Source organism: Thermocatellispora tengchongensis (assembly GCF_014202315.1).
GTDB classification, from domain to species: domain Bacteria; phylum Actinomycetota; class Actinomycetes; order Streptosporangiales; family Streptosporangiaceae; genus Thermocatellispora; species Thermocatellispora tengchongensis.
The window spans coordinates 41,769-65,564 of record NZ_JACHGN010000015.1 but is presented as its reverse complement, the minus strand read 5'-3'; the positions used below and the strand labels follow the sequence as shown (position 1 = coordinate 65,564).

Below are 23,796 nucleotides of genomic sequence, written 5' to 3'. Positions count from 1 at the left end.
CCGGCTACCGCCGAGGGCTTGAGGACGCGGTGCGGGCGGCGGCCGACGGGGTGTGGTGGGAGTGGTCCGGGCCGAGGACGTTCAGCAGCTCCAGTGCAGGCGCGCGACGAGGGCTTCGGCCATCCGGTTCCGGGCCGGCAGGTCGCCGAGGTCGCTGAGGACTGGAGATCCCGATCGCGGCGGTCTACCCGCCGGCTCAGGTGCGCGAGGCGTACCGGGAGCTGGAGCGGCGGCACACCCGGGGCAAGATCGTCCTCAGGCCCTGAGGGCTCGCCGGGGCTTGAGAGAATATATAGATCGGTCTATTTTGATGGCATGGGACAGAAGGGCGCCGAGACGCGCGACCGGCTGCTGCGCGCGACGCAGGAGCTGATCGAGACCGGGGGATACTACGGCGCGGGGCTCAACCAGGTGATCGCGGCCAGCGGCGCGCCCCGTGGCTCGCTGTACTTCCACTTTCCCGAGGGCAAGGACCAACTGGTCGGCGAGTCCGTCCGGCGGGCCGGGCGGGAGGTCGGCGCCGCCATCGAGGACCTGGCCGGCTCCGGGCTGTCGGCGCTCCAGTTCGTCGAGGCGGTGCTGGGGTACCTCGGCGACCGGCTGGAGGAGTCGGGCTGGCGCAAGGGGTGCCCCGTGGCCACGGTGGCGCTGGAGATGGCCGCCGTCAGCGATCCGCTGCAGGAGGCGTGCTCGGAGGTCTACGCCGGGTGGGAGGACGCCCTGCGCGCCCGGCTGGCCGGCCGTCCCGACGCCGCCGACCTCGCGGTCACGATCCTGGCCCTGGTGGAAGGGGCGCTCCTGCTGGCCAGGGCGCACCGCAGCCGGGAGCCGCTGAGCCGCGTCGCCCGCCAGATCGGCGCCCTGCTGCGCTGACCGGGCCCGCCCCCGGGGCGGGCTCTTTTCTCGGCCCAAAAATATGTAGACCGATCTAGTGAGGAGCCTCATGGACGCCATCGTCTTCGGCGCGACCGGTTTCATCGGCCGCGCCCTGGTCGCCGAGCTGCTCCGGCGGGGGCAGCGGGTGGCGGCGGCCGTACGCCGGGACACCCTCACCCCCTGGCTGGCCGCGCAGGGCGTGGACACCGCCGGGCTGGTCGTCGTCTCCGCCGACATCACCCGGCCGCTCACCGGGCTGCCCGGCGCGCGCGACGTCTACAACGCCGCGGCGCGGTACGCCTTCGGCCTGAGCGTGCCCGAGGCGCGGGCGGTCAACGTGACCGGGGCGCGCAACGTGCTCGAATGGGCCGCCACGCTGCCCGGGCTGCGGCGGCTCGTGCACGTCGGCGGATACCGGGTGAGCGCGTCCGCGGGCGATCCCGACTACGCCCGGCTGGGCGCGTACGAGGCGTCGAAGCTGGAGGGCGATCGGGCCGTCCGCGCCCGCGCCGGCGAGCTGGGCGTCCCGCTGAGCATCGCCAACCCCAGCACCGTTATCGGGCCGGGCCAGTACATCGGCCTGGCCGCCCTGGTCCGGGACCTGTGGCAGGGACGGCTCCCGGCGGTTCCCGGAGGTCCCGGCACCTTCGTGCCGATCGTCACGATCGACTACCTGGCGCGGTTCCTGGCGGAGATCCCCGCAGCGCCCCCGGGCGAGCACCACTGGGTGCTCGACGACGACACCCCTCTCCTGCCCGAGCTGATCAGGACGGTCGCGGAGCACATGGGCGTGCGGGCGCCGCGCCGTACCGTGCCCGCCGCCCTCCTGCGCCGGCTGCCGCGCGCGATCACCGGCGCCGAGCCCGAGACATTGTCGTTCCTCTCGGCCGACAGGTACCCGACGGCCTCCGCCCGCGCCCTCGCCGCGGCCGCCGGGCTGGAGATGCCCCCTGCCGCCGACGCCCTGCGCGCGTGGGCCGACCACCTGGTGGCCACCCGCTTCGGCGCCGCGTCGCCGGGGCCGACCCCGTACGGCTTCCGCGACGTGGCGGGCAGCCGTACCTGGGTGACCGGTGAGGCGCGCACGCCCGCGCATGTGCTGCTGCACGGGCTGCCGATGAACGCCGGCCTCTGGACACCGCTCGCCGCCCGCCTCCCCGGCCCGGTCCTGGCCCCCGACCTGCCCGGCCTGGGACGTTCGGCCCCGTCCGCCCGGCCGGTGGACGTGTGGCTGGCCGGCCTGCTGAGCCCGGTGCGGACCCGGCCCGTGCTCGTCGCGCACTCGCTGGCCTGCGGGCCCGCGCTCCGCTTCGCCGCCGCGCATCCGGAGCGCGTCAGCGGGCTGGTGCTCATCTCGCCGTCGTTCCTGCAGCGCCCCGCCTCGCGGCTCGCCCGCTCCGGCCTGGCCGTGCCGATGCTGCGCCGCATGTCCGCGGCCCGCCTGGCCGCGACGCTCGGCCTTCCGGAGACGCCGGAGGTGGCCGGCGCCGCGGCGGACCTGCGCCGTCCCGGTGTGGCACGGCGGGTGGTCACGGCGCTGCGCGCGGATCTCGCCGGGCGCGAGCGGTCACGGGCGCTGCTGGACCGGGTGAGCGTGCCGGTCGAGATCGTCGTGGGATCGGCCGACCCGCTCACCCTCGGCGTCGCGCACCCCGTCACCGAGATCGCCGGTGCCGGGCACTATCCGCAGCTCACCCATCCGGCCCAGGTGGCGCGGGTCCTCGGCCGGGCACCTGCCGCCGCTGACCCGCTGACCTGCTGACCCGCTGACCCGGGTCCCCGGTCGTCAGTCCCGGTACAGCGACAGGCACACCATGTCGGGCTCGAAGCCCAGGCCCTGCCAGAACCGGTGGTCGTCGTGGGCGCCGGCGCACGACAGGTAGCGGATCGTGCCTGCCCCGTGCTCCCGCAGCCACGCGACGGCGGCCCGCGCCAGGGCGCGGCTCACCCCGCCGCCGCGCCTGCCGGGCACGACGTACAGGGAGTCGATCTGGCCGCCGAGGCCGGGCAGCAGCCCGTTCTCGGCGGTGGTGCAGCCGTTGACGAACCCGATGATCTCGTCGTCGTCCACGGCCACCAGGCAGAACGCGTCGCGGTGCCATGCGGACATGGCGAGCAGGCGCGAGAGGTTCCTCAGCCCCTGCTCCGAAAGCGGTCCGCCGTCCTCGATCTCGCGGCACATGCGGTCCCACAGACCGCCGACCGTCTCGCCCTCGTGCTCGTGAATCCGTCTGATCTCCATGTGCGTCGCCTTCCGTTCCGTTGCGGATTCCTGGTCGGGTGTTCCGAAACGGCGGAAGGCGGAGCGCGCGGCCACGTGGGGCCGCCGATCCTCTAGCGTCAACCCGGCATGGGAGCACCGTAACCGGGGCGTGCCGAATCCGCCAGTACCGCGCGCCTCTCCGCGATCTCGTGCGTGGGGGCCGGGTTCCCCGGTACCCACGCGGGGACGGGGGAACCCGGCCGGGTCACCGGCTAGCCGAGGCCGTTCCTCATGGCCGTGATCAGCTCGCCGTTGGCGGTGTCGCCGCTGAGCTCCCAGAAGAACGAGCCGCCCAGGCCCTGGTCCTCGGCGTAGCTCATCTTCCCGCCGATGGTGGCGGGGGTGTCGTAGCTCCACCACTGGTTGCCGCAGTGCGCGTACGCGGTGCCCGCCACGGTGCCGTTCGCCGGGCAGCGGGTCTTGAGCACCTTGTAGTCCTCGATGCCCTGCTCGTACGTTCCGGGCGCGGGGCCGGTGGCCGTGCCGCCGGGCGCGGCCTGCGTGACGCCCGTCCAGCCGCGGCCGTAGAAGCCGATGCCGAGCAGCAGCTTGCTCGCCGGGACGCCCTTGCTCTTCAGCTTCTGGATCGCGTTGTCGGAGTAGAACCCGGCGTTCGGGATGCCGGCGTAGGAGGTGAGCGGGGAGTGCGGCGCCGTCGGGCCCTGCGCCGCCCAGGCGCCGAAGAAGTCGTAGGTCATCACGTTGTACCAGTCGACGTACTGCGCGGCGCCCGCGTAGTCGGCCGCGTCGATCTTGCCGCCCGAGGTGCCGTCCGCGGTGATCGCGGCGGTGACCAGGTAGTTCTGGCCGAAGCGGGCCCGCAGCGCCGCCATCAGGTCACGGAACGCCGCCGGGCCGCTGCTGTCGCAGGTCAGGCCGCAGGCGTTGGGGTACTCCCAGTCGATGTCGATGCCGTCGAAGACGTCGGCCCAGCGCGGGTCCTCGACCAGCCGGTAGCAGGACTCGGCGAAGGCCGCCGGGTTGGCCGCCGCCTGCCCGAAGCCGCCCGACCAGGTCCAGCCGCCGAAGGAGAACAGCACCTTCAGGTGGGGGTACTTGGCCTTGAGCTTGCGCAACTGGTTGAAGTTGCCGCGCAGCGCCCCGTTGTCCCAGGTGTCGGCCACGCCGTCCACGCTCTCGGCGGCCGTGTAGAAGCGGTCGTAGTCGGCGTGGGTGTCGCCGAGCGTGCACTGCCCGTTCTGCACGTTGCCGAAGGCGTAGTTGATGTGGGTCAGCTTGGCCGCCGAGCCGCTGGTGTCGATGTTCTTGACGTGGTAGTTGCGCTGGTAGACGCCCCACTGCACGAAGTACCCGAGCAGCTTGTCGCCGGAGCCCGGGTCCCCGCCGCCGCCACCCGAGTTCGACGTGGTGACGCTGATCTGGTTACTGGCGGCCGATCGGTTGCCCGCGGCGTCGCGGGCCCGGACGGTGTAGGTGTACGTCGTCGAGGCGGCCAGGCCGGTGTCGGTGTAGGTCGTCGCGGTCCCGCCGGTGGTCGTGACCAGCGTGCCGCCGCGGTAGACCTCGTAGCCCGTGACGCCCACGTTGTCCGTCGAGGCGTTCCAGGCCAGGCTCACGCTGCTGGACGTGGCCGCGGTGCTGCGCAGGTTCCCCGGCACGGTGGGCGCGCTGGTGTCGTCCCCGCCGCCGCCTCCGGAGCCGACCGGCTTCCACAGGGCGGGCACGTTCGGGGGCTCCCAGCCCGGGAGCGAGGTGTGGCTCTGACGGCACTCGTACTCGACGCCGTTGTAGCTCACCACGGTGCCCACGGTGTAGGCGGTCGAGGGCTGCCAGGCGGGGGCCGCCGACACGGCCGCCACGGCGGCGCCGGGTACGGCCGAGGCGGCCGGCGCCAGGGCGACCGCGGTTCCCAGCGGGAGGAGCAGGGCTCCTGCCGCGGCCAGTAGTCGGGTGACTGTCCTGAGTTTCATGTGTGCTGCTCCACGTCCCATATGCCGATGCGAGATGGGCTGTTACGTGTGGACATCGGTGATGTGGTGGTGAGCCGGGCCCGCGCGGTCCCCGCTCACTCATGGCCCCCCAACGGCACGTCATCCACCGCCGTCGGTGGTGCGCGCGGCATGGACTCACCCCTTCCCACCTGGGCGTTGACACCTAATTATTAGGAAGGTTTATTAAAAGTAGGTATGACGGTACCCAGGAAGTCACGAGGCGTCAATGCGGCGGGAGGACTGGCGCGCGAAACGGCGCGGCCGCGCCGGCGGGAAGCCGTCGCGGCCGCGCCCGAGCCCGGGGCTACGCGAAGCGCACGGGGAAGGTGTCGATGCCGCGCAGGACGAGGTTGCGGCGGTAGGGCAGGTTCTCGGTGGTCATCGTCATGGTGAGCCGGCGCCGGATCAGCTCCTGCAGCACGATCTCCATTTCGAGCCGGGCCAGGGGCGCCCCGAGGCAGTAGTGGATGCCCAGGCTGAAGCTGAGGTGGCGCTTCACGGGGGCGGAGCCGGCGTACCGGGTGATGTCGAACCGGTCGGGGTCGGGGAACGCCGCCGGGTCGCGGTTGGCCGAGCCGAACAGCAGCACCACGCCGTCGCCCGGCCGGAAGGTGTGGCCGGCGATCCGCGTCTCCTTGTGGGCCAGCCGGGTGGTCATGTGCACCGGCGAGTCGTACCGCAGCATCTCCTCCACGGCGGGGGCGGCGAGCCGCGGGTCGTCGAGCAGCAGCGCGTACTGGCCGGGGTTGCGGATCAGCGCCAGGATGCCGTTCGCGACGAGGTTGACGCTGGTCTCGTGCCCGGCGACCAGCAGCGTGACGCAGGTGGCGAGCATCTCGTCCTCGGTAAGCACGTCGCCCCGCTCCTCGACCGCGGCCAGCGCGCTGATCAGGTCGCCGGCCGGCCGCGCCCGCCGCTTCGCGATCAGGTCCCGGAAGTAGGACACGAACTCCCGCGCGGCCTGGGTGCGCTCGTCCCGCTCCCGCGGCAGCAGCAGCGGGTCGGGGTCGAACCCGCGGGCCAGCGCCCGGGACCAGCGCTGGAGGTCGGGGTGGTCCTCGGCGGGCGCGCCGAGCAGTTCGGCGATGACGGTCAGCGGCAGCGGGTAGGCCAGCGCGGTGATCACATCGACCTCGCCCGCCTCGACGATCGCGTCGAACAGCTCCTTGACGAGCTGCTCGATGCGGGGCCGCAGGGCGGCCACCGTACGGGGGGTGAACGCCTTGCTGACCAGCCCCCGCAGGCGGGTGTGGTCGGGCGGGTCCATCCACAGGAACGAGGTCGGCAGGTCGGCGTGCTCGACGCCGGGGTGGAACAGCTCGGCCTCGTGGGCGTGGCTCCAGTCGTTGTCCTGCAAGATCGCCGCGCAGTCGTCGTAGCGGGTCACCAGGTGGACGCCCAGCGGGGTCGCGATCAGCGGCGCCGCCTCGCGCGCCGCGGCGTACCGGGGGTACGGGTCCGGCCAGTGCGCGGGGTCGAACGCGTCGAGGGCGACGCCCGGGTTGGGCGGAGCGGCGGGCTCCGCGCCGGGCGTACCGGTGGGCGGGAACACCATGCAGGTCGTCGTGCCGTGCGCGATGAGCTCACCACCGGCGTCGGTGACGCGCCCTTCCGCGGTCGCGGTGCGCTCGCCCTGGTGGACGACCGTGGCGGCACAGGTGAGCGGGCCGCCGTCGAGCGGGACCGGGCGGAAGAAGTTCACCTTCAGCTCCAGCGTCGTGTAGAGCGCCCCGTCCGGGATCGCCGTGTACACGGCGCTGCCCATCGCGGTGTCCAGGAGCGTGGCGATCACTCCGCCGTGCACGGTGCGTGGCGTGCCCGCCGCCGCCGGGGAGGGCGTGAGCGTCCAGACGGTGCGGCCCTCCTCCAGGGTGTCGAGCAGGACGCCCAGCGAGTGGCCGACGCCGATGCCCGCGTCGATCCCGTGCTCCACGAGGGACCTCAGCTCGCGCAGCCGGCGCTGCCGTGACGTCTCGGTCTGGTCCACGCTCATCGCGTCCTCACTCTCGTCGCAAGGCTGATCGCAGGGAGGTCCGCTCACGCCCGCAGGCGGACCGGGAGGGTGTCGAGGCTGTGGATGGCGACGGTGTCGCGCCAGACGGGTTCGCCGGCCAGGGCCAGCGCCGGTGCGCGGCGCAGCAGCGCGTCCACCGCCAGTCGCACTTCGAGCTTGCCGAGGTGGGCGCCGAGGCAGAAGTGGACGCCGCCGCCGAACGAGAGCGGGCGCGGCGGGGGCGCGGTCCCGGCGAACCGGGTGATGTCGAGGCGGTCGGGGTCGGCGTACACGGCCGGGTCGCGGTTGGCGGCGGCCATGACGATCACCACGCCGTCGCCGCGGGCGAAGGTGTGCCCGGCCAGCTCCTTGTCCCTGAGCGCCACGCGGTGCGTGAGCTGGATGGGCGGCTCGTAGCGGAGCAGTTCCTCGGTGCCGGACGGGGCCAGTTCCGGGCGTTCCCGCCACAGCGTCATCTGGGCCGGGTCGCGGAGCAGCGCCACGACGCCTTTGCCGATCAGGTCGGCGGCGGTCTCGTACCCTCCGATCAGCAGCGCGACGCAGAGCCCGCGCAGCTCGGCCCCGGTCGCGGCACCGGATTCCAGCGCCTCGGCCATATCGCTGAACATGTCGTCCCGCCGCGTTTCCCGCCGCCGCTCGATCTGGTCCGCGAAATACGCCTCGAATTCGGCATTGGCCTTGTCGCGCTGCGCCAGTTGTTCCGGCGTCTGGAGAATGTCGGGATCGGTGCCGTGAACGAGCGCCAGCGACCATTTCATGACCTGGCGGTAGTCCTCGGGCGGAATGCCGAGCATCTCGGCGATGATGGTGAACGGGACCGGCCGGGCGAACGCCTCCATCAGGTCGACCTCACCGGCCTCCAGGGCCTGGTCCAGCAGCTCGTTGACCCGGCGTTCGACCCGGGAGCGGAGCTTTTCGGTGTTGCGCGGGGTGAAGGGCCGGTTGACCAGGGCGCGCACCCGCGTGTGCTGGGGCGGGTCCATCCGCACGATCCCGCCCGGCACGTCGTCGGCGGCCACTCCGGGCCGGAACGGGTTGATTCCGTCCTCGTAGCCATGTCCCCACTCCGGGTCCGCGAGCACGGCGGAGACCTCGGCGTACCGCGTGGCCAGGTGGATACCGGGTTTCAGCGGATACAGCGCGGTGTATTCGCGGACGGCCGCGTAACGGGGGTAGGGATTGGATCGGTGAGCGGGGTGGAAGGCGTCGAACACGACCTGTGGTTCAGCCGACACGTCCAAGGTCCTCTCCTCGGCCCGACTTGCCTCGTTTGTTATATCCGGGATTCGCGGGCTCGGCCGGGCGCATCGAAAGGTCGAATCCGGCGATAGGAAAGACCGGCCGGGTATTGCCCACGGGCGGCCGGACGGATAGCCGAGGGAAGCGCGGCTCTCCCCGGCGTTCCCGGTCACGGCCGTGCCGGGCTCATTCGCCTGATTCGACCTGCGTTGATGTCCGAATGGCCGTGCCCCGCTGATCCGGCGTCCGTTGGGTAGGGGCGGCAGTGAGACACCGTTCATCGATGCCGGGGGAGGCCGATCATGGACACATCGGGAATCGGCAAGGCGGTTCAGGACGTGATGCACCAGGGGGCGGTGTGCATCGGCGAGCATGACACCCTGCGCCTGGCGTCGCAGATGATGCGCGACCTGTCGGTCGGCGCGCTGCCGATCTGCGGAGACGACGACCGGCTCAAGGGCATCATCACCGACCGGGACATCGTGATCAAGTGCTGCGCCGAGGGCAAGGATCTCGATCGGACCACGGCCGGCGAACTGGCCAAGGGACTGGTGTGGGTGGACGCCCACAGCAGTGTCGAGGAGGCGCTGCAGAAGATGGAGCAGCACCAGATCAAGCGCCTGCCCGTGATCGACAATCATCGGATCGTCGGCATGGTCAGCGAAGCCGACCTGGCCAAGGAACTGCCCGACGACAAGCTCGCCGAGTTCGTCCACCGGGTCTACGCACCGGCCTGAGCGCCGGTCACGGGCCGCCACCCGAGCGGCCCGTCTCGGCGTGATTCATGCGGGTCCGCGGCCGTGCGCCGCGGACCTGTCGCTGCCGGTACGCATCCGGCGCCGGCCGCGTGCGTGCGGGCCGCCGTGCGATCCGGGTGGCCCGACGGGGCGGAGAACCCGGGCTGCCGGGGAGCGGCCCGCCGCCGGGATTCCGGCACACCTCCCGGTACGTCTCGTCGCCGTGGCCGAGCGGGCGCGAAGAGTCGATCGGCGGTCACCCCTTGTGCGGGCGCCTAGCGGTCTCCTATTGTCATGTATATCAGAACGTTGTCTGAAATATCAAGACAAGGGTGCTATGAGTGGCGATCCGCAGACGATAGGTCCCCGTGATCCTGATTTCCTGATGAGGCCGGAGCGCCTGGCGGCGTTGCAGCCCTCGCGGTTCAGCGCGAGCCGGTCGCTGGTCCGGCACATGGTACGGAACCGGTGGACGATCACCCGGGAGCGGTTCGACCTGGACGAGCGCGGCAACGGCGTCGCGGTCTACCGGGTCGCGACGCACGCCGGCACGCTCTCGTTCGTGGCCTACAGCTCCGAGCCGCGCTTCGTCGAGCGCACGCCGCGGATCATCGGCCAGAGCTGGGACATGGTCGGCGCGCTGCTGGAGGGCGAGGCGGACGCCGCGCGCGTCGAGCTGACCGGCGCCGAGCTGCCCAAGCTGTACGCCGGCCGCGCGGCCCCGGGCACGCTGGTGTGGTGCCGGTCCAACCGGAGCCTGCGGGCCTTCGGCCACACCGTCGAGGCGCTGGCCGCGGGGCGCGCCCCCGACCTGGGCGTGCTGCGCCAGGCGGGCTACCTCATGCGCAACACCGGGCTGGACGCCAACGGCACGTTCGGCACCCGCACCTTCCTCTCCTATGGGTCCGCGCACCCGCTGGCCGCGCCCTATCACGCGCAGATGCTCACGGCGTACCTGATGCGGGAGTTCGCCGCGGACCTGTGCGAGCACCTGGCGCGGGCCGCGTCGCCGCGAGCCGCCCGGCTGGACCCGGCGATCCGCAGGCACCTCGGGCTGGGCAACGGGTCGGCGCTCGGGCTGGTGCTGTTCATCGCCAACCATCCGCGCATGGTGCACCAGTGGCTGCGCCTGCGTGAGGACGCGCTGGCCGAGGCCCGCCGCCTCGCGCCCGCGCCCGGCGACCCGGCGTACGGCACGCTGGTGGACCTGCTGGAGCGGGAGATCGTCTACCGCGAGCAGGACCCCATGCGCTACAACGTCTTCCCCGACGGCCGCCGGGTGGCCGCCGAGCTGCGCGAGGTGCGCGACCTCGCCGCCGAGCTGCGCGACCGGGGCACCGTGCGCGGCCGGGCGTCCGCGACGCCGTTCGAGGAGCTGCGCACCGCGGTCGCCGGCACGGTGACGCCGGAGACGGAGGAGACCCTCGGCTCGCTGCTGCTGGAGCTGCTGCCCGACGGCGCCGAGGACGCGCTGGAGCGCCTGATCGTGGACGAGCGGCTGGTCGGCGACCCGGGCATGACCACCGGGGAGCTGTCGGCGCTGCTGCGCGGCACCTACGCCTGGGCGCACGACATGCCGCTCGCCGACCGGTCCAGGCGCACCCGCGTCTGGTACAAGTCGCGCGCGGCCGAGGAGCCCCGCTCGGGGCCCCGCGAGCAGTTCCCGGGCGGGTTCGACCTGTCCTGCGACATCCCCGGCGACGTACGGCGGCTCACCCGGCTGCTGGCCGGCTACCCTCCGGGCACGCGGGTCGGCCGGGTCCTGTTCGACCATCCGGAGGAGCGGGCCGCGGTGGAGCGCCTCCAGGCGCTGCGCGAGCAGCCGTACGCGCTGCCGCGGATGGACATGCTGGACCTCGACTTCGTCCCGGTGCACATCATCAGGCTGGCCAACGCCGCCTTCTACGGGCTGGACCGTACCAAGGACTTCCTGAACCGCACCCTGCGCGGCCTGATCTTCCAGGGCGCGCCCTCGCGCGAGGAGCTGGCCGGCGCCGACCCGCGCGGCTGGTGGCACCCGGCCGAGCCGGCCCTGTCCGGGAGCGAGAAGTGAGCGAGCAGGCGGGACCGCGGACCCAGCCGCTCAGCACCGCGATCAAGTGCCTGAAGATGCTGGAGGTCGTCGCCGAGGCCGAGAGCTCGGTGCGGATCTCGGAGCTGTCGCGCAGCCTGGGCATCCCGCGTGCGGCCGTGCACCAGCAGCTCGTCACGCTGGTGGCGGCCGGATGGATGGAGCAGACCGGCGACGGCTCCTACCGGCTGACGCTGCGCCCGGCCCGCATCGGCCAGTCGGCGCTGCGTCAGGCCGGGCTCGGCGAGCGGGTGCTGCCCATGATGGAGCGGCTGGTGGACGAGATCAGGGAGGCCGTGTCGCTGGCGATACTCGAACGCGGCACCGCCACGATCATCCAGCGCATCGAGCCGGGCCGCCCGCTCCAGGTGGACCTGCGGGCCGAGGCCCAGATGCCCCTCAGCCGCAGTGCCTCGGGCCGGGTGCTGATGGCGTACGCGAGCCCGCGCCAGCTCGCCGAGCTGCGCGAGCTGGGCGTGGACACGCCGCCGGAGGAGGAGCTGGCGCAGGTGCGCGAGCTGGGCTACGCGACCTCGCACGGCCGGTGGCTGGAAGGGGTGCTCGGCATCGCGGCCCCGGTGTTCGACCTGCAGGGCAGGTGCGTCGGCGCGCTCAGTGTCGCCGGGCCGAGCGGCCGCTTCGACCGGGACAAGGGCATCCACGCGCTGCTGGACGCGGTGCGGGAGATCAACCGGGTGCTCTCCGGGCACCCCGCGACGGAAGGGAGGCGACAGTGACCCCGCCGAGTACCACTCAGGCGACGGACGCCGCCGCGGCGCCCCGGCTCACCGTGAGCCTGCGGGAGACCCGCGTGCTGGCCGAGCGGAACCTGCTGCTGCTGGGGGTGCCCAAGGGGGCGGTCCCCGCGGTGCGGGACCTGGTGGTGGAGGCCGAGGCGCTCGGGCTGGGCGGCCTGGCGTTCCTGGACGCGGCCCGCGACCTGCCCGGATGGCGGCCACCGGCCCTGGACGAGGCGTCCTCGCCGGTGGTGGTGGAGGCGCACGGCGTCCCCGCGCCGTACGTCGCGCCGGCGCTGCTCGACCTGGGCATGGCGTTGCTGCGCGAGCGCGGCGGCGCGCGGATCGAGGTGCGCGACGTCGCCGTCCCGCACCTGCTGCTCGCGCTCCCGTACGCCGCGCAGCCGTACGGCGGCGCCGTCACGGTCACCCTCGGCACGGGCGCGCCCCGGATCGAGGTCGCCGAGCGGCACGGCCCGCCCGCCTGCCCGCACATCGAGCGCACGGTGCACGAGGGCCTGGAGGTTGAGGCGTCGCTGTGGTGGCGGCTGTACCACCGCTCGACCGGCGCGCTCACCGAGGACACCCCGCTCTCGCGGCGGCACGCGGGCGCCACGCTCGACCCGGACGCCGCCGACCCCGATACCGACCTCGACTACCTGGCGGTGACGCTGTGATCTTCGTTGACGGCCTGGAGTGCAGCGCGTTCGACCGCGAGGTCTTCGAGGAGCTGCGCGGCGGCGGGCTCGGCTGCGTGACCGTGACCTGCGGCTTCTGGGAGGACACGACCGAGTCGCTGGACGCGCTGGTGCGCTGGCGCGACCTGGTGCGGGCCAACGCCGACCTGGTCGGCGTCGCGACGACGGCGGCCGAGATCGAGGCGATCCACGCCCAGGGGCGCACGGCGCTGCTGCTGGGCTTCCAGAACAGCTCGTTCCTGTCCGGCCGGATCGGCTACGTGGAGGTCTTCGCCGACCTCGGCGTCCGCGTGGCCCAGCTCACCTACAACATCCAGAACGACGTGGGCGCGAGCTGCTACGACCCGGTGGACGGCGGGCTGACCCGCTTCGGCCGCGAGGTCGTGGCCGAGATGAACCGGTGCGGCATGGCGATCGACCTGTCGCACGTCGGCGAGCGTACGAGCATGGAGGCGATCGAGCACTCCGCGGTGCCGGTCGCGGTCACCCACGCCAACCCGGCCTCCCTGGTGCCGCACGCCCGCAACAAGTCCGACGACCTGCTCAAGGCCCTGGCGGCGCGCGGCGGCGTCCTGGGGGTGTCGGGCTACCGCAACATCAGCGGCGAGTACGCCGCGACCGCCGCCACCTGGGCCGAGCTGGTCGCGCGCACCGCCGACCTGATCGGCGTCGAGCACGTCGGCATCGGCTCAGACCTGGGCCGCAAGATCGGCGAGGCGGACCTGCGGTGGATGCGACAGGGCCGCTGGACCCGGACCGTCCAGTACGGCGCGGGCTCGGCGGCCAACCCCGGCAAGCAGCCGCCGCTGCCCTGGTTCCCCGACACCCGCTCCTTCCCCGACCTGGCCGAGGCGCTGGCCGGGCGCGGCTTCGCGCCCGGCGAGGTGGCGGCAGTCATGGGCGGCAACTGGATGCGGTTCTACCACGAGGTCCTGCCCGCGGGCCGGCCGGCAGGCGAGGAGTGAGACATGGCGATCACGACCGGCGACCGCGCCGCCGCGCAGGCGCCGCCGCGCCCGGCGGCCATCGGGATCAGGGACGTGTCCAAGGTCTTCACCCGGCGCGGCGCCACGGTGCGCGCGCTGGAGCACGCCTCGCTGGACATCGCGCCGGGCGAGTTCGTCTCGCTCATCGGCCCCAGCGGCTGCGGCAAGTCCACCCTGCTCAAGCTGATCGCGGGCCTGCTGGAGCCGAGCGCCGGCACGGTGACCGTGGACGGCGCCCCCGTCACCGGACCGCTGCCGCAGGTGGGCGTGGCGTTCCAGAAGCCCACCCTGCTGCGCTGGCGCACCGTGCTGGACAACGTGTGCCTGCCCCTGGTCATCGACGGCGACCGGCGTCCGGAGAGCCGCGAGCACGCCAGGCGGCTGCTGGAGATGATGGGGCTGGCCGGCTTCGAGAAGCACTACCCGCGTGAGATGTCCGGCGGCATGGAGCAGCGGGTGGCCATCGCGCGCTCGCTGGTCAACCGGCCCTCGCTGCTGCTGATGGACGAGCCCTTCGGCGCGCTGGACGAGTTCACCCGCGAGGACCTCAACGACGAGCTGCTCGGCGTGTGGCAGCGCGAGCCCAAGACCGTGGTGTTCGTCACGCACAGCATCTCCGAGGCGGTGTTCCTGTCCGACCGGATCGTGGTGATGAGCGCCAGGCCCGGCCGCATCCACGCGAGCCTGCCCGTGCCGCTGCCGCGCCCGCGCGGGCGGGAGCTGCGCGACGACCCCGCGTTCTACGAGGCGATCCGGGACGTGCGCGCGGTGCTCGACGAGGCCAAGGGAGCCGGGCGGTGACCGGGCGGCCGGGCCCGCCGGAAGGAGGATGGCGATGAAGACGAGAACCGCACCGTCCGGCGGGACACGGGCGGACCTGGCCTCGCTCGGCGCGCTGGACCAGGGCGGCGCGGCGCCGCGCCGGCGCGCGGAGGGACCGGGGCTGAAGTCCGCCGTGCTCGCCGTGCTGATCTTCGTGGTGCTCGTCGCCGCCTGGCAGGGCGCGGCGAGCGCGGAGCTGGTCTCGCCGCTGATCCTGGCCCCGCCCGGTGAGGTGATCGAGGTGCTGGTCCGGCTCGCGGTCATCGACGGCACGCTGTGGCCCAACCTGCTGGCCACCGTGCAGGAGACCCTGCTCGGCTTCGCGCTGGCGGTGGCCGCGGCGGTGGTGCTCGGCTCGGTGTTCGCGTTCTCGCCGATCCTGCGCAACGCCGTCTACCCCTACATCCTGGCCTCGCAGACCTTCCCCAAGGTCGCCATCGCGCCGCTCATCGTGGCCGCCATGGGGTACGGCCTGGCGCCCAAGGTGACGCTGGCCGCGCTGCTGGCCTTCTTCCCCGTGCTGACCAACACGATCGCGGGCCTCACCGAGGTGAGCGAGGACGAGGTCAACCTGTTCCGCGCCCTGCGGGCCAGCCGCTGGCAGGAACTGCGCTACCTGCGCATCCCGAACGCGCTGGCGTTCATCTTCCCCGCGCTGAACAGCGCCGCCGTGCTCGCGCTCATCGGCGCGATCGTCGGCGAGTTCGTGGCCGCGCGCGAGGGCGTGGGCTACGCGATCGCGCAGTACACCGTGACCGGTGAGGTCGCGGCGACGTACGCGATGCTCATCGCACTGTCGATCTTCGGACTGGCCGTCTACGGCGTCCTGTCCCTCGCAGAACGCCTGGTACGCCGGGCGCAGTAACCCCCCACCGGGAGATTTCATGAGCACGTTCTCCTTCGGCACACGGCGGCTCGCGGCCGTCGCCCTCCTGACCGCCCTCGGCGCGGCCCTCACCGCCTGCGGTGGCGGCGCCGACAGCGCCACCCCGGGCGCCGAGCCCGTGGTCTTCACCGCGCCCGACAAGGCGCTGACCGCGACCACCGCGTCGTACACCTCCGTGCCCCTGCAGCTCGGCTACTTCTCGGCCGAGAAGCTCGACGTCACGATCCAGCCGGTGGACAGCGCGCCGACGGCCATCCAGTCGGTGGCCACGGGACAGGCGTTCATGACGTACGCCTCGCTCAACGCGGCCATCGCCGCCTACCAGAAGGACCCGGGCATCGCGGTCGTCGGGCTCACCAACGGCAGCATCTTCCGGGTCGTGGTCCCGCAGGACAGCCCGATCACGACCGCGGCCGACCTGAAGGGCGCCACGATCGGGTCCAACTCGCTGGCCGGGGTGTCCACCCTGTTCGCCAAGGGGGTGCTGAAGGAGGCGGGCCTGGACCCGGACAAGGACGCCCAGTACCTGCCCGTCGGTCTCGGCGCGCAGGCCGCCGACGCGCTGCGCAAGAAGCAGATCGCCGCGTACGCCGGCTGGGACGGGCCCAACGTGGTCATCGGCGACCTGCTCGGCACCACCATGCGCGACATCCCGACCCCGCTGAACGACATGACCGGCACCTCGGCCCTGGTGGTGCGCAAGGAGTCGATCAAGCAGGAGCCGGAGCGGGTGGCCGGCATGGTGCGCGCGTTCTACAAGGCGATGGTGTTCTCCCAGACCAATCCGGAGGCCGCGATCAAGCTGCACTGGAAGCAGTTCCCGCAGTCCCGCCCGGCCTCCGACGTGCCCGAGGAGACCGCACTCGCCCAGGCGGTGCGGATCTTGAAGCTGCGGCTGGACATCACCGGTGGCAAGGGCACCTCCGGCCGGTACGGCGTGATCGACGACGCCGCGGTGCAGAAGACCATCGCGGCCTTCGCCGAGCACGGCATGATCCCCGCCGCGATCGACGTGAAGTCCAGCGGCCTGTTCGACTACTCCCTCGCCGGCAAGTACAACGCCTTCGACGAGAAGGCCGTGGAGCAGGAAGCGCGCCAGTGGAAGGGCTGACCCTGATCGACCCGTGCACCGGCGAGCCCTTCGCCGAGGTGCCCGCCGCGACGGCGGCCGAGGTGGAGGACGCCGTCGCCGGCGCCTGCCGGGCCCGCGAGTCGTGGAGCATGGTGCCGGTCGCCGAGCGCGCGGCGGTGCTCCGCCGCGCCGCCGACGAGCTGGAGGCGCGCACCGCGGAGCTGGCCGAGGCGATCACCATGCCGCTCGGCCTGCCCCGCCACCTGGTGCGGGCGACGCAGATCGCCTCGGCGCTGACCACGCTGCGCACCACGGCCGACGCCGCCGAGGAGCTGGCCTGGGAGGAACGCGTGGGCAACTCCCTGGTACGCCGGGAGCCCGCCGGCGTGGCCGCCGCCATCGCGCCGTGGAACTACCCGCTGATGCAGAGCGTGAACAAGGTCGCCCCGGCGCTGGCGGCGGGCTGCGCGGTCGTGCTCAAGCCCAGCGAGCTGACCCCGCTCGACTCCTTCGTCCTGGCCGACGCCCTGGCCGCCGCCGGACTGCCCGGCGGCGTGCTCCAGGTGGTCGCGGGCACCGGGCCGGAGGCCGGCGAGGCCCTGGCCGGCCACCCCGCCGTGGACGTGGTCTCCTTCACCGGCTCGACCGCCGTCGGGCGGCGGGTCGCGGCCCTGGCCGCCGGGAACGTCGCCAGGTCGCTGCTCGAACTCGGCGGCAAGTCCGCCTCGATCCTGCTCGACGACGCCGACGTGCCCGCCGCGGTCGCGCACTGCGCCCGCACGGTGGTCGGCAACAGCGGGCAGACCTGCACCGCGCTGACCCGGCTGCTGGTGCCGCGGTCCCGGCTGGCCGAGGCCGAGGAGTGCGCCGCCGCCCTGGTCGGCGCGGCCCGGCCCGGTCACCGCGACGACCCCGGCGCCGACCTCGGCCCGGTGATCAGCGCGCGGCAGCGCGAGCGGGTCACCGGCCACATCCGCCGCGGCGCCGCCGCCGGGGCCCGGCTGCTGACCGGCGGCCCCGATGCGCCGCCCGGCCTCGACCGGGGCTTCTACGTGCGCCCGACCGTCTTCGGCGGCGTCGATCCGGGCATGGCGATAGCGCGGGAGGAGATCTTCGGGCCGGTGCTGTGCGTGATCCCGTACGAGGGCGAGGAGGAGGCGGTGCGGATCGCCGACGACACGCCGTACGGGCTGTCGGGCGCGGTGTGGTCGGCGGACCCGGAGCGGGCGCTGGCGGTGGCGCGGCGGCTGCGCACCGGGCAGGTGAGCGTGAACGGCGGGCCGTTCAACCCGCTCGCGCCGTTCGGCGGGGTCAAGCACTCCGGCACCGGACGCGAGAAGGGCCGCTACGGGATCGAGGAGTTCACCGAGTACAAGGCGATCCAGCTCCCCCTGACCGGAGGCGGCTCATGACGCCGGACAGTCCCGCCGCGACCGGGGCCGGCCAGGTCGCCGCGGCCCTGGCGGCCCTCGGCGTACGGCACGTGTTCGCCATCGCCAGCATCCACAACCTGCCGATCCTGCGCGCGCTGCGCGCCGGGGGAGCCGTCCGCATCGTCGGCATGCGGCACGAGCAGGCCGCGGTGCACGCCGCCGACGGCTACGCCCGCGCCACCGGCGAGCTGGGCGTCGCCCTGGTCAGCACCGGGCCCGGCACCGCCAACGCCATGGGCGGGCTGTACGAGGCCGCGTTCGCATCCTCCCGGGTGCTGTTGATCACCGGGCAGGTGGAGACCGCGTACCTCGGCCGGGGCCGGGGCTACATCCACGAGGCCGAGCGCCAGCACGACATGCTGCGCACGGCCTGCCGGGCCGTGATCACCGCACGCCGCGCGGGCGACCTGGCGGAGGACGTGCTCAGGCTGGCCAGGGAGGTGCTCACCGGCCGTCCGGCGCCCGCGGCGCTGGAGATCCCCATCGACCTGCAGCGCGCGCCCGCCCCGGCCGTACACCCCGTGGCCCCGTCCGTGCCGCGCGACCCCGTGGACGAGAAGGGCGCGGCCGAGGCGGCCCGGCTGCTCGCCGAGGCCCGCCGGCCCCTGATCTGGGCCGGGGGAGGCGTGCCCTCGTCGGGCGCGGCCCCGGCGCTGGCCGCGCTGGCCGAGACCGCCCGCGTGCCCGTCGTGACCTCCCGCGAGGGCCGCGGCGCCCTGCCGGAGGACCATCCGCTGTGCCTGGGCTGCTACCCGGCCGTGGCCCCGTTGCGGGACTACGTGGAGTCGGCGGACCTGCTGCTGGCCGTCGGCACCCGGTTCCAGATGTATCCGACCGACTCCTGGCGGCTGCGCCTGCCGGAGAACCTGATCCACCTGGACGCCGACCCGTCGGTGATCGGCCGCAGCTACCCGGCGAGCCTCCCTCTGGTCGGGGACGCCGCGCTCGGCCTGACCCAGATCCGGGCCCACCTCCCGGCCGGCGCCCCGGAGCCGGCGCACCGGGCCGCGTACCTGGCGGAGGGCCGCGCGGCCCTGGCGGAGGCACGGGCGGCGGTCGGCGCCGAGATGGGGCCGGACCACGAGGCGATCTGCGCCGCCATCCGCCGCCACCTCCCGCGCGACGGCGTCGTGGTGCGCGACGCGACCGTGCCCGCCTACGTCTGGGGCGACCGGGTGCTGCCGATCCTCGCCCCGCGCACCTCGATGCGCCCCGCCGCGGCCGGCATCGGCCCCGGCCTGCCGCTCGCGATCGGCGCCGCCGTGGGCGCCGGCCGCCCGGCCGTGCTGATCCAGGGCGACGGCGGCTTCATGCTCAGCGCCGGCGAGCTGGCCGCCGCCGTCCAGGAGGGCGCGCACGTGATCGTGTGCCTGTTCAACGACGGAGGGTACGGCGTGCTGCGCGAGATCATCCGCGACTCCTACGGGGGTCCCGCCCATGACGTGGACCTGGCGACGCCGGACTTCGCCGCCCTGGCGGCCGCCTTCGGCGTGCCGTCGAGCCGCGTGACCTCCGCCGCGGCCTTCGAGCCGGAGTTCGCCGCCGCCGTGCGGCGGGGCGGGCCCACCCTGCTGGAGATCGACATGTCGGCCCTGTCGCCCATCACCCGGTGACCGCCGGCCGTCACCGAGCCGTCACCTCGCCCGGGGCCGCCGGGCGATCGGCGGCGGGGGACCGCGGCAGCAGCCCGTCGAGGAGGCGCTGGAGGTTCTCGGCGAACCAGTCGCCGGGCGGGCCGCCGGGCGCGGCCTGCGCGATGGCGGCGAGGGTGGGGTAGCTCTCGGGGTCCACGTCGTGGACCATCCGGCGGGCGTAGGTGTCGTCGGGGATGTCGAGGTGGGTGTCCAGCAGCTCGCCGACGGTGTAGTGCCACAGCAGCGCGAACGCGACGCGGGTGTCGCGCAGGGTGAGGCCGGCACGGCGCAACGCGGCGAACAGCCGCTCCAGGGCGGGGATGATCGAGGGACCGGCGAGCTTGTCGGTGACGATCAGGCCGATCGCCCAGGAGTCGCGGCGCAGGGCGTCGTGGATGGCGGTGAGCACGGCGGTGATCTCGGCCCTCGGGTCGCCCGCGGGCGGTGGGAACCGGATGTCGCGGGCGACCTGGTCCAGCATGGCCACCATCAGCGCCTGGCGGTCGGGGATGTGGCGGTACAGCGACATCGGCGCGGTGCCGAGCTCGTCCGCCAGGCGCCGCATCGTCACCGCCTGGAGGCCGTCGTCGCGCACCAGCCGCATGGCGTGCTCGACGATCATTCGCGCGGTGAGCCGGCGGCGCGGTCGGCGGGTGACGATGGCGGGGTCCTTCATGGCCGGTGTTGCTCCTCCTCCGGCGACCCTATCGGTCCTGTCAGGTGGCGGTGGACGGGACGCGCCAGTGCCGCGCGCGGGTCTGGGCGGCCCACATCGTGGCGTACCGGCCGCCCGCCGCGATCAGCTCCGCGTGCGTGCCGCGTTCGGTGATCCGGCCGTCCTCCAGGACCAGGATCTGGTCCGCGCCGGCCACCGTGGTCAGGCGATGCGCGATGACCAGCACGGTCTTGTCCGCGACCAGCGCGTCGATGGCGTTCTGGACGGCGACCTCGCTCTCGGTGTCCAGGGCCGCGGTCGGCTCGTCCAGCAGCACGATGGGGGCGTCCTTGAGGATCGCGCGGGCGATGGAGATGCGCTGGCGCTCGCCGCCGGACAGCGCTCCGCCGATCTCGCCGACCCGGGTGTCGTAGCCGTCCGGCAGGCGCGAGACGAACTCGTGGACGTTGGCCGCGCGCGCCGCCGCCTCCACCTCCTCGTCGGTCGCGTCCGGACGGGCCATGGCGATGTTGGCGCGAATGGTGTCGTCGAACAGGTAGACGTCCTGGAACACCACCGAGACGTGCCGGTAGATCTCGGCGGGGTCCAGGTCGCGCAGGTCCAGCCCGCCGATCCGGACGGTCCCCGAGGCGGGGTCGGCGTAGCGGGTGAGGAGCCGGGTGATCGTGGTCTTGCCCGATCCGGACGGGCCGACCAGAGCGGTCAGGCTGCGCTCGGGCGCGGTGAACGACACCCCGCGCAGCACGGGCGTCTCGTCGTAGGAGAAGGAGACCTCCTCGAAGGCCAGGTCGAAACGGCCGATCCGGGCCTCGGGCGCGCCGACGGGCAGCGGGCGGCAGGCGAGCACGTCGCCCACGCGTTCCAGCGCCGCGTCGGTCAACTCGAACACCTGCGACATCGCCGAGGCGGTGGCCAGCGGCTCGGCGAAGCGCACCGCCCCCGCCGCGACCGCCAGCAGCAGGGCCGGGGACAGGTCGAGGCCGAGCACCAGCGCCGCGCCCACCGCCACCATGGCCACCAGGCACAGTTGCACCACGCTGGAGGCCAGCAGCCCCGGCCAGGTCACCCGCTTCTGCATCGAGGTCATCGCCTCGCCCTGCGCGTGCAGCGCGTCGGCCAGCCGGCGCGACTGCCGGCCCACCTGGCCGGTGGCCTTCAGCAGCGGCAGCCCCTGGACGTACTCCACGATGCGGTCCGCGGCGCGGGCGTCGGCGGCGTCGATCCCGCGGAAGCCGCTGCCGGAAAGGCGCTGGATCCGGCGGACGAAGAACACCGCGAACGGGACGGACACGGCCAGGACCAGCCCGAGCCGCCAGTCCACCACCGCGATGATCACGCCGAGCACGGCGGGCACCGTGACCAGTTGCGTGAACAGCAGGCCGAGGGTGGACACGCCCGTCGTGGCGTTGGCGACGTTGCCCCCCACCACGGTGCTCAGGTCTCCGGCGGCACGCCGTTCCAGCTCGGGCTGCGGCATGGTGCGCAGCTTCTCTCCGAGCCGCAGCCGGGCCTCGGCGAGCACGTCGGCCCACTTGGAGTACTGGAAGCGCAGCTCGTACAGGCGCAGCACGGTCTCGGCCACGTAGCAGGCCGCGAACGCGCCGAACCAGCCCCATGCCGCCGCCTCGTCCACCTGGGGGCGGGTCAGCTCGTACAGCAGCGGGATCAGCGTCGCGTACGCGGCGGCCTGGACGACCGAGGCCGCCAGCGAGGACTGCAGGCACCGCACGTATTCGCGGCGGTAACTCCCCGCGGCGAGCATCATCAGGCGCAGGATTCTTCTCATCGCGTCACCGCCGGGTCTTCCGCGCGGGCGGCCGAGCCCAGCGCCCAGGTCCGGGCGCGCTGATGGTGCGCCCACAGCCGCGCGTACCTGCCGCCGGCGTCGAGCAACTGCCGGTGGGTGCCGCGTTCGGCCACGCGGCCGGAGTCCAGGACGACGATCTGGTCGGCGTCTGCCACGGTGGACAGCCGGTGCGCGATCACCACCACGGTGCGGCCCCGGGTGAGCTCGGCGATGGCGTCCTGGATGGCGGCCTCGTTCTCCGGGTCGGCGAACGCGGTCGCCTCGTCCAGGATGACGATCGGCGCCTCGGCGAGCATGGCGCGGGCGATGGTGATCCGCTGGCGCTGCCCTCCCGACAGCCGGGCGCCGCGCTCGCCCACGCGCGTCTGGTAGCCGTGCGGCAGTTCCGAGACGATGAAGTCGTGCGCCTGCGCCGCCCGAGCGGCCGCCTCCACCTCGGCGTCGCTCGCCTCGGGGCGGGCGAGCCGGATGTTGGCGGCGATGGTGTCCTCCAGCAGGAACGGGTCCTGGAAGACCATCGAGACGTGCCGCAGCAGCACCTCGGCGGGGATCCGCCGCACGTCCACGCCGCCGACCAGGATCTCCCCGCCGGTGACGTCCCAGAATCGGGGGATCAGCCGCGCCACGGTGGACTTGCCCGACCCGGACGGCCCGACCAGCGCGCACACCGTTCCGGAGGGGATGTCCAGGTCCACGCCGTCCAGCGCCGGGCGGCCCGCTCCGTCGGGGCCGTAGGAGAAGCGGACGTCGCGGAACCGGATCGACCCGTCGGCGGGCTGCTCGGGCCGCTCGGGCTCGGGCAGGGGCGGGATGGCCAGCAGCGCGGAGATCCGGGCGGCCCCCGCCTTGGACTCGTTGATGTGATGGGCCAGCCACATCAACGGCATGATCGACTCGATCGGCAGGGTGCCGATGACCAGCGCCACGACGAGCGTCGCCGGCGACATCGAGCCGGACGCGGTCAGCCAGACGCCGGCCGCCAGGATGATCACCAGGGCGGGCAGCGGGGCCATCATCGCCCGGGAGAAGATCATCGAGGACCGGCTGCTCTCCTGCCATGCGGCGGTCGCCCTGGTGAAGGCGTGCACCCGGGTGGCGAACCGGCGGAATGAGGACGTGCCGTCGTCGAAGGTGCGCACCACCGGCATGCCCTGCACGAACTCCACCACCGCCGCGTTGATCGCCTCGTTGGCCTCGTCGTAGGCGCGGCGGGTGTCGGCGTAGTCCCGCGTCGCCAGCCGCATGCCGATCATCACGATCGGCCCGAGGGCCAGCACGGCGAGCAGCAGCCGCCAGTCCAGCAGCCCGAGGGCGACCAGCGCGGCCACCGGTTGGGCGAGGGTGAACCCGGCCAGCGGCACCGAGTCGGCGACGGCGATGTGCAGCGCGCGCACATCGTCCTGGACCACCTTCTTGACGGCTCCCGAGCCGAGCCGCTGCGCCTCGCCGAGCGGGATGCGGGCCAGATGCTCGGCCAGCCGGGTGCGCAGCTCCACCTCCAGCTCGAAGGAGGCCAGGTGGGACAGGTGGAACGACAGCGCCCGCAGCCCGAACCTGGCCAGCAGCCCGGCCAGGGCCCCGCCCAGCAGCCGGAAGACCGTGGCCGGGTCCGGGACGGGCTCCAGCAGCTCCCGCAGCGCCAGCGCGACCAGTGCGAACCCGGCGACGCCCAGGACCGCGGCCGTGGCCGCGACCGCGATCGAGGTGAGCAGCCGGCCGTGGACCGGCTCCATCACGCCGATCAGCGCCCGTCCGGGGCTCGGGCCGGTGACCGGCGGTCCTTCGGGTGGGGCGGGCTCCCGCTTCTCCGCGGTGGAGGTTGACGAGATCGTGGCCGACATCACTGACTCCTTGTCCGGCCGTGCCGGGGGATGCGGCGAACTGGCGTACGCA

At 73.5% G+C, this 23,796-nt stretch carries 20 protein-coding genes; 13 read left to right on the top strand and 7 right to left on the bottom strand.

The genetic code is table 11. The features are described 5' to 3' along the window. Positions 1–161 precede the first annotated feature (161 nt). The 3 genes from HNP84_RS56315 to HNP84_RS31280 all read left to right on the top strand — a co-directional run bounded on the left by HNP84_RS56315 (position 162) and on the right by HNP84_RS31280 (position 2,638). Positions 162–266, top strand: a complete 105-nt coding sequence (locus HNP84_RS56315) for a zinc-binding dehydrogenase (protein WP_221337024.1) — start codon at positions 162–164, stop codon at positions 264–266. Positions 267–315: 49 nt separating this feature from the next. Further along, complete coding sequence (locus HNP84_RS31285) at positions 316–873, top strand: TetR/AcrR family transcriptional regulator (RefSeq protein ID WP_185053549.1); 558 nt, start codon at positions 316–318, stop codon at positions 871–873. Positions 874–943: 70 nt separating this feature from the next. Continuing rightward, entirely contained in the window at positions 944–2,638 is a 1,695-nt protein-coding gene (locus HNP84_RS31280) for an alpha/beta fold hydrolase (protein WP_185053548.1), read from the top strand. A gap of 24 nt (positions 2,639–2,662) precedes the next feature. Here the strand turns inward: HNP84_RS31280 and HNP84_RS31275 are convergent, their stop codons facing one another. The 4 genes from HNP84_RS31275 to HNP84_RS56310 form a co-directional block, all read right to left on the bottom strand. Continuing rightward, positions 2,663–3,118, bottom strand: coding sequence for a GNAT family N-acetyltransferase (locus HNP84_RS31275; protein WP_185053547.1), 456 nt, complete (start codon positions 3,116–3,118; stop codon positions 2,663–2,665). Positions 3,119–3,351: 233 nt separating this feature from the next. After that, positions 3,352–5,070 carry a glycosyl hydrolase family 18 protein gene (locus tag HNP84_RS31270; protein WP_185053546.1) on the bottom strand — a complete coding sequence of 573 codons (1,719 nt, stop codon included), beginning with the start codon at positions 5,068–5,070 and terminating at the stop codon, positions 3,352–3,354. Between the two features lie 325 nt (positions 5,071–5,395). After that, positions 5,396–7,084 carry a cytochrome P450 gene (locus HNP84_RS31265; RefSeq protein ID WP_185053545.1) on the bottom strand — a complete coding sequence of 563 codons (1,689 nt, stop codon included), beginning with the start codon at positions 7,082–7,084 and terminating at the stop codon, positions 5,396–5,398. 44 nt (positions 7,085–7,128) lie between these two features. Then, on the bottom strand, positions 7,129–8,340 hold the full coding sequence (locus tag HNP84_RS56310; protein WP_185053544.1) for a cytochrome P450: 1,212 nt from the start codon (positions 8,338–8,340) through the stop codon (positions 7,129–7,131). A gap of 306 nt (positions 8,341–8,646) precedes the next feature. On the opposite strand from HNP84_RS56310, the gene HNP84_RS31255 reads away from it, so the two are divergent. The 10 genes from HNP84_RS31255 (at position 8,647) to HNP84_RS31210 (ending at position 19,399) form a co-directional block, all read left to right on the top strand. Then, positions 8,647–9,081 (top strand): CBS domain-containing protein, encoded by a 435-nt coding sequence (locus HNP84_RS31255; RefSeq protein WP_185053543.1) that lies wholly within the window; start codon positions 8,647–8,649, stop codon positions 9,079–9,081. 385 nt (positions 9,082–9,466) lie between these two features. Then, positions 9,467–11,134 carry a hypothetical protein gene (locus HNP84_RS31250; protein WP_185053542.1) on the top strand — a complete coding sequence of 556 codons (1,668 nt, stop codon included), beginning with the start codon at positions 9,467–9,469 and terminating at the stop codon, positions 11,132–11,134. Continuing rightward, complete coding sequence (locus HNP84_RS31245) at positions 11,131–11,889, top strand: IclR family transcriptional regulator (protein WP_185053541.1); 759 nt, start codon at positions 11,131–11,133, stop codon at positions 11,887–11,889. Before HNP84_RS31250 ends, HNP84_RS31245 begins: the two co-directional genes overlap by 4 nt. Beyond that, entirely contained in the window at positions 11,886–12,566 is a 681-nt protein-coding gene (locus tag HNP84_RS31240) for a hypothetical protein (RefSeq protein WP_185053540.1), read from the top strand. The genes HNP84_RS31245 and HNP84_RS31240 overlap by 4 nt, the downstream gene beginning before the upstream one ends. Further along, positions 12,563–13,552: a dipeptidase gene (locus HNP84_RS31235; RefSeq protein WP_312926138.1), complete on the top strand. Its 990-nt coding sequence runs from the start codon at positions 12,563–12,565 to the stop codon at positions 13,550–13,552. The genes HNP84_RS31240 and HNP84_RS31235 overlap by 4 nt, the downstream gene beginning before the upstream one ends. Positions 13,553–13,555: 3 nt before the next feature. Further along, complete coding sequence (locus HNP84_RS31230) at positions 13,556–14,374, top strand: ABC transporter ATP-binding protein (protein WP_185053539.1); 819 nt, start codon at positions 13,556–13,558, stop codon at positions 14,372–14,374. Positions 14,375–14,408: 34 nt separating this feature from the next. Beyond that, positions 14,409–15,260: an ABC transporter permease gene (locus HNP84_RS31225; protein WP_185053538.1), complete on the top strand. Its 852-nt coding sequence runs from the start codon at positions 14,409–14,411 to the stop codon at positions 15,258–15,260. Between the two features lie 19 nt (positions 15,261–15,279). Then, on the top strand, positions 15,280–16,392 hold the full coding sequence (locus HNP84_RS31220; protein ID WP_185053537.1) for an ABC transporter substrate-binding protein: 1,113 nt from the start codon (positions 15,280–15,282) through the stop codon (positions 16,390–16,392). Then, positions 16,380–17,765 carry an aldehyde dehydrogenase family protein gene (locus HNP84_RS31215; RefSeq protein WP_185053536.1) on the top strand — a complete coding sequence of 462 codons (1,386 nt, stop codon included), beginning with the start codon at positions 16,380–16,382 and terminating at the stop codon, positions 17,763–17,765. Before HNP84_RS31220 ends, HNP84_RS31215 begins: the two co-directional genes overlap by 13 nt. After that, positions 17,762–19,399 carry a thiamine pyrophosphate-binding protein gene (locus HNP84_RS31210; RefSeq protein WP_185053535.1) on the top strand — a complete coding sequence of 546 codons (1,638 nt, stop codon included), beginning with the start codon at positions 17,762–17,764 and terminating at the stop codon, positions 19,397–19,399. The genes HNP84_RS31215 and HNP84_RS31210 overlap by 4 nt, the downstream gene beginning before the upstream one ends. Positions 19,400–19,409: 10 nt before the next feature. On the opposite strand, the gene HNP84_RS31205 is transcribed toward HNP84_RS31210, so the two are convergent. The 3 genes from HNP84_RS31205 to HNP84_RS31195 are packed head-to-tail and all read right to left on the bottom strand — an operon-like array spanning position 19,410 to position 23,744. Continuing rightward, entirely contained in the window at positions 19,410–20,096 is a 687-nt protein-coding gene (locus HNP84_RS31205) for a TetR/AcrR family transcriptional regulator (RefSeq protein WP_185053534.1), read from the bottom strand. Between the two features lie 40 nt (positions 20,097–20,136). Next, positions 20,137–21,882, bottom strand: a complete 1,746-nt coding sequence (locus HNP84_RS31200) for an ABC transporter ATP-binding protein (RefSeq protein ID WP_185053533.1) — start codon at positions 21,880–21,882, stop codon at positions 20,137–20,139. Then, complete coding sequence (locus HNP84_RS31195; RefSeq protein ID WP_221336980.1) at positions 21,879–23,744, bottom strand: ABC transporter ATP-binding protein; 1,866 nt, start codon at positions 23,742–23,744, stop codon at positions 21,879–21,881. Before HNP84_RS31195 ends, HNP84_RS31200 begins: the two co-directional genes overlap by 4 nt. Positions 23,745–23,796: the final 52 nt, after the last annotated feature.

Coding starts and splice junctions, on each gene's coding strand:
- HNP84_RS31285 (WP_185053549.1), top strand. CDS start 316: ATGGGACAGAAGGGCGCCGAGACGCGCGACCGGCTGCTGCGCGCGACG.
- HNP84_RS31280 (WP_185053548.1), top strand. CDS start 944: ATGGACGCCATCGTCTTCGGCGCGACCGGTTTCATCGGCCGCGCCCTG.
- HNP84_RS31275 (WP_185053547.1), bottom strand. CDS start 3,118: ATGGAGATCAGACGGATTCACGAGCACGAGGGCGAGACGGTCGGCGGT.
- HNP84_RS31270 (WP_185053546.1), bottom strand. CDS start 5,070: ATGAAACTCAGGACAGTCACCCGACTACTGGCCGCGGCAGGAGCCCTG.
- HNP84_RS31265 (WP_185053545.1), bottom strand. CDS start 7,084: ATGAGCGTGGACCAGACCGAGACGTCACGGCAGCGCCGGCTGCGCGAG.
- HNP84_RS31255 (WP_185053543.1), top strand. CDS start 8,647: ATGGACACATCGGGAATCGGCAAGGCGGTTCAGGACGTGATGCACCAG.
- HNP84_RS31250 (WP_185053542.1), top strand. CDS start 9,467: ATGAGGCCGGAGCGCCTGGCGGCGTTGCAGCCCTCGCGGTTCAGCGCG.
- HNP84_RS31230 (WP_185053539.1), top strand. CDS start 13,556: ATGGCGATCACGACCGGCGACCGCGCCGCCGCGCAGGCGCCGCCGCGC.
- HNP84_RS31225 (WP_185053538.1), top strand. CDS start 14,409: ATGAAGACGAGAACCGCACCGTCCGGCGGGACACGGGCGGACCTGGCC.
- HNP84_RS31220 (WP_185053537.1), top strand. CDS start 15,280: ATGAGCACGTTCTCCTTCGGCACACGGCGGCTCGCGGCCGTCGCCCTC.
- HNP84_RS31210 (WP_185053535.1), top strand. CDS start 17,762: ATGACGCCGGACAGTCCCGCCGCGACCGGGGCCGGCCAGGTCGCCGCG.
- HNP84_RS31205 (WP_185053534.1), bottom strand. CDS start 20,096: ATGAAGGACCCCGCCATCGTCACCCGCCGACCGCGCCGCCGGCTCACC.
- HNP84_RS31200 (WP_185053533.1), bottom strand. CDS start 21,882: ATGAGAAGAATCCTGCGCCTGATGATGCTCGCCGCGGGGAGTTACCGC.
- HNP84_RS31195 (WP_221336980.1), bottom strand. CDS start 23,744: ATGTCGGCCACGATCTCGTCAACCTCCACCGCGGAGAAGCGGGAGCCC.